Below are 8,027 nucleotides of genomic sequence, written 5' to 3' on the forward strand. Positions count from 1 at the left end.
ACCTTAGCTTTTTCATAAGCTATTTCTACATAATATCTAAGTTCTACTTCATCTCTATATCTATCATTATCAACAATATTTAAATATCCAATAATTGAAGTTAATGGAGTTCTTAAATCATGTGAAACATTTGTTATTAATTCATTTTTTGTTTTTTCTGATCTTCTTTCCTCTTCAACTGCATTTTCCATTCTCTCTACTAAAGTATTTATATTATTAGCTAAGGTTCCAAACTCATTAGTTGATGTTATATCTATTTTTATATCTTTTTTACCTTCTATCATGTTATCCAATTGAAATAAAATTTTACAAAATGATTTTATACTTTTTCTTGTAAGTATATATAAATAAAATGTAAAGCTAATGGATATAACTATTACTCTCGCATTTGTTACACCTAAATAATAATATATCTCGTCTTTTAATACCGAGTATTTATAAGGATTTAAAATCCTAGCAAAAAAATCAATAATATTTATTGAAATTATTCCTAACACTATTGATAGCACTATTATTGATAATATTTTTATAAAAATTATTTTATTATTATATTTTTTCAACCTTATATCCAACTCCCCATACTGTATGTATAATTTTTTCTCCATTTGCTGCTAACTCTAGCTTTGTTCTTAATCTACTTACATGAGTCATAACAGTATTATTTGATTGAAAGTACTTTTCATTCCAAACGTGCTGAAAAATTTCTTCCGCACTAAATATCCTTCCTGGATTTTTAGATAAAAGATATAGTATATCAAACTCTGTTGAAGTTAAGCTTATATCGTTATTATTAATAGTAACATTATGAGTTGACTTATTTATTTTTAAAGGTCCTATAGTAATAAATAAGTTATTATCATCTTTTTCTTCTTCATTAAAATAATAAGATCTCCTTAATAATGCTCTAACTCTAACACATAGTTCTAATGGATTAAATGGCTTAACCATATAATCATCTGCCCCCGTCATTATTCCATATATCCTATCCATATCTTCTCTTTTAGCACTAAGCATTAATATTGGAATCCTACTTTTTTCTCTAATTTCCTTGCAAACTTGTATTCCATCTATACAAGGCATCATAACATCTAACACTATTAATTTAATTTCCTCATTATAAAAAATATCAAGGGCTTCTTTTCCATCCTTAGCCTTAAATATTTTATATCCTTCATTTCTTAAAGATATTTCTAATAAATTTAAAATTTCCTTATCATCATCTACAACTAAAATATTCATATTTTACCTTCCTATTTTATAAAAGAATTTCTTCTAAAACTAAGTTTTCTTCAAATAATCTTTGAGCAAGCTCTTTTCCAACATATCTTACATGCCAAGGCTCATAATTATATCCTGTTATTTCTTCCTTTCCTTTAGGATATCTAATGACAAACCCATACTTATAAGCATTTTCTTCAAGCCATAATGCTTCTTCTGTCCCTTCCATAATAAAACCATGCTCAGTGGCAATATCCATTGCAAGACCTAATTGATGCTCGCTCTTTCCTTCTTTAGCTACATATTGTCTTGTATATTCCATTCCATTAATATCAATTGAATTTTTAAATAATCCTTTTTGAGTTTCATAAGACCTATATCCGGATAAACCACATAATCCTATTCCCCTATTTCTAGCCTCTTCAATCATTTCAATTAAAGGATTAACTATTTCACTTGAAACAAGCTTTTCCTCTACTGTAGCATCTGAGTGAAATGGAATATTTATCTCCACTAAATCCTCTGGTACAAAATCTCTTTCTAAGCTTCTATCTTTATTAACTATCTTTATATTATAACCGTTATCTTGTATCTCATAATTTATAGTCCCTTTAGATTTAATATTATTTATTCCTACAACTTGAATTACTCCTACTAAAAGTATTAATGCAATTATATATTTCTTCATGTTTAGTTACCTCTCCATTTTAGCATATTTTTCTAAAAGATAAGCTTTATCTCTTACTATACTTATTTTAAAAAATACACCTTACATTTCTTTTAACTAAACCTTACGAATTCTTACGAAATGAAAATCTCCATTAAATTATTATATAAAATATCACTTATTCTATTTTTAATTGAACCTTATCAGTCTTTAAAAATGCTAAATAAAAAAGTATTTTGTTATAATCCTAAAGATTATCCCAAAATACTTTTTCAAATTTATTTATTAGTTTTTATAGCACTTTTATATAAGAAAATTTAAATATTAACTGGAACTTATTTTTATTTTGTAGTTCTTACATTAATTGATGTTGGCTTTGATTCTTCCCCATTTGAATATCTTGATGTTACCTTAAATCCATAAATACTATTAGACTTTAATCCTTCAACCTTATAGCTTGTATATTCTGATGGAACTGTAGCTATTTCTTCACCATCTTTATATATAACATACTCAGTTATTCCTGAAGCTTTATCTGACTTTTCCCATACTAAATTTAAGCTTTCATTCCCCACTTCTTCAGCTTTTAACTTTTTAACCTTATCTACATTTACTTCCTCTTCAACCCTTACCTTAATTGGCTCACTATATATATCATACGGCTTTCCTAACATATCTCCTGTATATTTTATTTGAACATATGCTTCACCTGATTTTATACCCTTTACTTGATTTCCATTAACTTCAATGTTTTCTCCGCCTTCTATAACTACTATTTCACCTTGAACATTATTTTCATTTCCTATATAGTCAGTAGTTATTCCATTTACTTCTTCTACACCATTTATAGTTAAGTTATACTCAGATTTTTCTCCATCTATTCTTAATTCCTTATTTGAAATCCATTGTGTATAATCCGTTGTTAAACCATGAATTCCCATAGTAAAGTGCTTAGCTAAGTCTGCTTCCTTTCTATAAGTCCATGGCCACATTGTTAAACCTCTTTGCTTAGCAATATTTAAATATTCTTTATTTAGCATTGCATAGCTTGTATTAAATGTAGTTCCCATAGGTTGAATAGTTTTTAATGTATTTCTTAAATAATCATATGGCTTTCCATTATTTCCTGCTGAACTTAAATATCCAACTGATATTTCTGGCATAGCTTCTCTCATTAGCTTTGCTTGTGCATCACTAAATGTAATTATAGAAACTTGATCTACCATATCTTTTTCCTTTAATAAATCTACTAAGACTGATATTATTTCTGGCTTATAGGATTTTACTTCTACAAATATATCTACATCCTTAGCTTTAAACTCATCTAACATTTCTTCAAGACTTGGAATTCTTTCATCTGGATATGCTTCTGGAAATTGGTCATTTGCATAAAACTCTTTAAGTTCAGCCATTGTGTAATCTTCAACATTTCCTGTTCCTGTAGTAGTTCTATCTATAGTTCCATCATGCATAATAACAATTTGATTGTCTTTAGTTAAATATATATCTGTTTCTAAAACATCTGCTCCTAATTCAAAAGCCTTTTTATATCCTGACATTGTATTTTCTGGTGCTAATGAAGGAATACCTCTATGTCCTATAATAAATTGATGTCTTATTATAGTATCATTCCCATTGTAGCTTTCTAACGAATTTATAACCTCTTCAGGATTTTGCGATATTATACCATTTACACCTGATGTAATAACTTTATGAGTACTTATTTTATCGTCCTTGCTAGTTCCCCATACAGTAATTAATTTTTTTTGTAAAAACTCTACATTATTTCTTGTTAATAATTCTTCTGGTAATAAAGCAACCTTTGAAGCATTGCTATTTGTATTGGCTACTATTTCCATTAATTCTTCTCTAGTTAAATCTCCACTTTTACCTAAGTTAAATTCAATTATTCCTCTAGCCATTGGAACTAAATTTCTTACTTCTTTTACTAATTCTTTATTTGAAGATGTTATATATAAATCTTCAATTTCTCTATTATTTATAAATTCTACTAAATTATTTATTCCACTTTCATCTTCTATCTTTATTATAGGCATTAATCTACCTTCTATATTTTCATAAACATCTTCTAATGTTCCTATTAAATTGTTTCCTTCTCCTATTATGTTTAAATTTCTATCTACAAATAATATAGCTCCACCAATTTTGTTATTATCTAATGCTTTGCTTAATTCAACTTCACTATTAATCTTTGTATTTATAGTTGCACTCATTGCAATCTTAGTGTCTGCTTCTTGAATTCTTGCATATGAATCTGATAAACTTCTTTCTTCGTTTATTTCAAAGTTTGAATCTAATGTACCAGTTCTAATTTCTCCAAATGAACTTATTTCAACATTTCCATCTTCATTATTCCCCATCGCCATTACTGGGTTTAAAAATAAACCATTTATCATTCCAGCTGCTAGTGTTGCACATATTATTGACTTAATTCTTTTATTATTCATTATTCATTCCTCCAATCAACCTTATGAGTTAATTGTAATAAAGGAACTTTAATTCCAAATTAAGTAAATGTTAATATTAAAACATATTATTTTTTACATTTTTAACATAAATTTTTATTCCAATATTTCATAGCACCTATTTCTTCACAGCAACTCTTTCTGTTTTATCCCAATAAAAATTACCATTTCTCCTCATTTTAATAGTAGCAACTATTCCTTTTAAAAATATCACTATAAACAATTGAGCATATGTAAAGTACATTATTGAGCCCACTAACATATTTTTAAGTGTTAATGTATTATCATACCACTGTGCAAATATTATTTGTATTGTATAAACATAATAGGATAAAAACCACACTAATAAAAATGGTATTTTAAAATCTATATTAATAATACCAAGTAACCCTAATATAAATACTGTATTACATACTAATAATAATCCTGGAAAAACTAAATAAACTATTAAATAATGCATAAAATGATCATAACATCTTCTAGTCCACCAATTAGGTGTTTTAAAAAATTTAAAAGCTAAGTATAAATTTCCTTGTAGCCATCTAGTTCTTTGCCTTAATAATGCTTTTATTGTTTCGGGCTCCTGCTCCCAAGTAATAGATCTTGGTTCAACTACAATAAGACCTCCCATTGCTGTTATTCTTATTGTTAATTCTGCATCTTCAGCTAATGCATATTCATCATACCCACCTAATTCTTCAATTAATGATCTCTTAAGCATCATATTTGTTCCTGGAAGTGATCCTATTTGTTTATTTTTCCACCTTCCAGCTTGTAATATAAGCTGAAAAACTTGAAACTCTATAGCTATCATCCTTGTTAATAAATTACTCTTTGCATTTATTGTTTTAACTGTTCCTACAGCACCTACTGCACCCTTTGTTTTTAAAACTCCATTCATTAAATACTGAATTGCTGTTGGTTCTGGCTGATTATCCCCATCATAAACAACAAAATATTCACCACTTGAAATAGATAAACCATAATTTAATACTCTAGATTTTCCTTTTGGCTCTCCTTGTGGTACTTTTATATGATGAATATTCTTATATACACTTGCAAACTCATCTGCAATATCCCCTGTTTCATCTTGAGAATTATCATTTAACAAATATATATTTAACTTTCCATCGTATCTTAATTTAGACATAGAGTCTAAAGTATCTTTTACAACTACACCTTCATTATGTGATGGAATAAAAACATCTATTGTTGGTAAATTTTCTTTTTGTATGGAAATTTCCTTATAATTTATCTTATAGTATAATCCCTTTATAGCTAGCTTTGAATAATAAATCATTATAAAAGTAAATATTATAAATGCTCCAAGCATTATATACTTAACTATCATACTTTTCTCCTACCTCATAGCTTTTAAAATTAACAATATCCTTCTCCAATGATATTGTGCTATTCATATTTTTAGTAATTCTTTTAATAACTACTCCTATTCCCTCTTCCGTTGTATTTTGAAGTAATACTATATATGTTTTGCTATCCTTTTCAGCTACAATATCATAATTCTCTCTTATACTTTTATATATACTAGCTCCAATACTATCAAACAATGATTTATAAAAGCTCTTTCTATATCCTGATGTAATAAATACTTCTAAACAATATACTTTTTCTTTTCTTCTAGAAGATCCCTTCAATATAAACTTCTTTCTATCTTCAAATTCCTCCATAGTAAGGATATTTGACTTCCTTTCTTCCTTTTCAAACTTTATTAGCTTTTTTTCTAATTCTTCTAATCTTGATTTTGTTTTATTTAATGAATATGTGGTAAACCACATAAGAAATACAAGCATAGAAAACAACCCATATGTAATAACAAAGTTAGTTTGAATTTTAAGATACTCCGGTCTAATTATCATAATAATTATAGCCAAAACTCCTATTAACACTACTAATCCAACAGTATAGCTTAGTCCTTTTCTCCAATTCCCTTTACTTATTAAAATTAATAATGCTAATATAATTCCTAATGAAAATACTATTATAATTTTTTCATTTGCAATTGTTAGAATTAAATACATAAAAAATAGCATTACTATATTTAATATGCTTAAATTTTTAACACTCATACTCTTTTATCCTCCATACAATTTGCATATTACAAATCTGTATTTCTATTTTCCCAAAAATACTGAAAATTATTAAATAAAAAAGAGAGCTTTATGCTCTCTTTTTACATCTATTTCTTAGTTCTTATATTTATTGAAATTGCTTTAGAAACATTGCCATTTACATATTTAACTACAACCTTAAATCCATAAATAGTATTTGGTTTCAATCCTTCAACTATATAACTTACTGTTCCAGCTCTTAAATTTACTATTTCTTTTCCTTCTCTGTAAATTATATATCCTGTTAATCCTATTTTTACATCAGGCTCATTCCAAGTTAAAATTACTGTAGTTTGTGTTGATTCGCCCTTTAAATTCATTATTGAATTAGTAGAAACTATAGTTGTCTTTTTTAAAGAATTAATTACATCTTGCAGAACTTCTCCGTCTTTTTCCTCTACGGGCTCTGGTGAATCTATGATATTAGGATTTTTAGTTAAATAATTTTGTATTATATAATTCATATCCTTCATATCAACTATTATATCATAATTTATATCTGCTTCTCTAAGAGTACTTAAATAGTTGTCTCTTATTATTATTGCATCATTTATATCAATTACATTATCCTTATTAATATCACCAGCTAAAACTCTTTCAAATTCAATACTTTCAACATATCCTCCACCAAAGTCATCAACTCTATCAATAGTAAATCTCCTATCAATAATAAAATGTCCTGGCATATCGTAGGTTAAAGTATACATATCCTCTTTTAAAGGTAATACTGCTATAAACTTATTTACATCATTATTATAAATAATAGGATATTCTTTTCCTTTATTATCTTTTACTTTAATATTTAATCCTATATTGGAATAATCATAATTACTACCTAAACTTGGTACTATATTAGAATAAGACTTATACGTTAATCCTTCACCCCAATAAGGCAATATCTCTGCTAATACACTTTCTAATGCATTAGTATATTTCACAAAAATTGTATCTAAAACAATTGTTTTTCCTGAATCATTAGTATAGCTTGTACTTCCTTCCAAAGAAATTTCTGTGTTATAAAGATTCAAACTATTATTTTCTAACTTTATATTCACCAATTCTTTTTCACCACTAATAGATTCAAGTAATTTTATTTTTCCACTTACTACTTGATAATTATCAGAATCCATTGAAATACTATATTCTATGCTAATATTCCCAATATTTTCAGATAATACAGTAACATCTATTATTTTAGCTAAATTAGCATCTATTTTATATTTAAACAATACTTCTTTCGCTTTTGAAACATTATTTACTTTAACTTTTATATTTACTAAATCATTTGCATTAACCTTTAGATTTTCAGGTTTTAGAACTGCATACTGAGTATTTTTCTTTACTAAATATATAGTTCTAACATCATTAATAGATTGATTTCCTACAGAATCAATTGCCTTTATCCTAATTTCATTTATATCTTGGCTTAAATCAGGATATATATATCCTGATAAACTTCCATCTCTTTGGACTAAAATATTATTTTCTATTGATCCTATATCAAGCTTATAATAGTTATTGAATTCT

At 26.6% G+C, this 8,027-nt stretch carries 7 protein-coding genes; all 7 read right to left on the reverse strand.

Annotated features, from left to right (window positions below; genetic code table 11):
• Positions 1-560 (reverse strand): histidine kinase dimerization/phospho-acceptor domain-containing protein (locus tag ACRDBA_RS10210; RefSeq protein WP_438572821.1); only part of this gene is annotated, 560 nt, incomplete at its 3' end.
• Positions 547-1,239, reverse strand: a complete 693-nt coding sequence (locus tag ACRDBA_RS10215; protein WP_438572822.1) for a response regulator transcription factor — start codon at positions 1,237-1,239, stop codon at positions 547-549. The genes ACRDBA_RS10210 and ACRDBA_RS10215, both read right to left, overlap by 14 nt.
• Positions 1,240-1,255: 16 nt before the next feature.
• Positions 1,256-1,906, reverse strand: a complete 651-nt coding sequence (locus tag ACRDBA_RS10220; RefSeq protein WP_438572823.1) for a M15 family metallopeptidase — start codon at positions 1,904-1,906, stop codon at positions 1,256-1,258.
• Between the two features lie 320 nt (positions 1,907-2,226).
• Positions 2,227-4,353, reverse strand: a complete 2,127-nt coding sequence (locus tag ACRDBA_RS10225; protein WP_438572824.1) for a glycerophosphodiester phosphodiesterase family protein — start codon at positions 4,351-4,353, stop codon at positions 2,227-2,229.
• Between the two features lie 136 nt (positions 4,354-4,489).
• On the reverse strand, positions 4,490-5,722 hold the full coding sequence (locus ACRDBA_RS10230) for a glycosyltransferase (protein WP_438572825.1): 1,233 nt from the start codon (positions 5,720-5,722) through the stop codon (positions 4,490-4,492).
• Complete coding sequence (locus ACRDBA_RS10235; RefSeq protein WP_438572826.1) at positions 5,712-6,458, reverse strand: hypothetical protein; 747 nt, start codon at positions 6,456-6,458, stop codon at positions 5,712-5,714. The genes ACRDBA_RS10230 and ACRDBA_RS10235 overlap by 11 nt, the downstream gene beginning before the upstream one ends.
• 110 nt (positions 6,459-6,568) lie before the next feature.
• On the reverse strand, positions 6,569-8,027 hold a 1,459-nt coding region (locus tag ACRDBA_RS10240; RefSeq protein ID WP_438572827.1), incomplete at its 5' end, for a fibronectin type III domain-containing protein.

Origin of the sequence: Clostridium sp. (genome assembly GCF_051654825.1) — a bacterium.
Taxonomy (GTDB): domain Bacteria; phylum Bacillota; class Clostridia; order Clostridiales; family Clostridiaceae; genus Clostridium.

What these genes read in the sequence shown, in the direction of transcription:
- ACRDBA_RS10215 (WP_438572822.1), bottom strand. Translation starts at nt 1,239, where the DNA reads ATGAATATTTTAGTTGTAGATGATGATAAGGAAATTTTAAATTTATTA.
- ACRDBA_RS10220 (WP_438572823.1), bottom strand. Translation starts at nt 1,906, where the DNA reads ATGAAGAAATATATAATTGCATTAATACTTTTAGTAGGAGTAATTCAA.
- ACRDBA_RS10225 (WP_438572824.1), bottom strand. Translation starts at nt 4,353, where the DNA reads ATGAATAATAAAAGAATTAAGTCAATAATATGTGCAACACTAGCAGCT.
- ACRDBA_RS10230 (WP_438572825.1), bottom strand. Translation starts at nt 5,722, where the DNA reads ATGATAGTTAAGTATATAATGCTTGGAGCATTTATAATATTTACTTTT.
- ACRDBA_RS10235 (WP_438572826.1), bottom strand. Translation starts at nt 6,458, where the DNA reads ATGAGTGTTAAAAATTTAAGCATATTAAATATAGTAATGCTATTTTTT.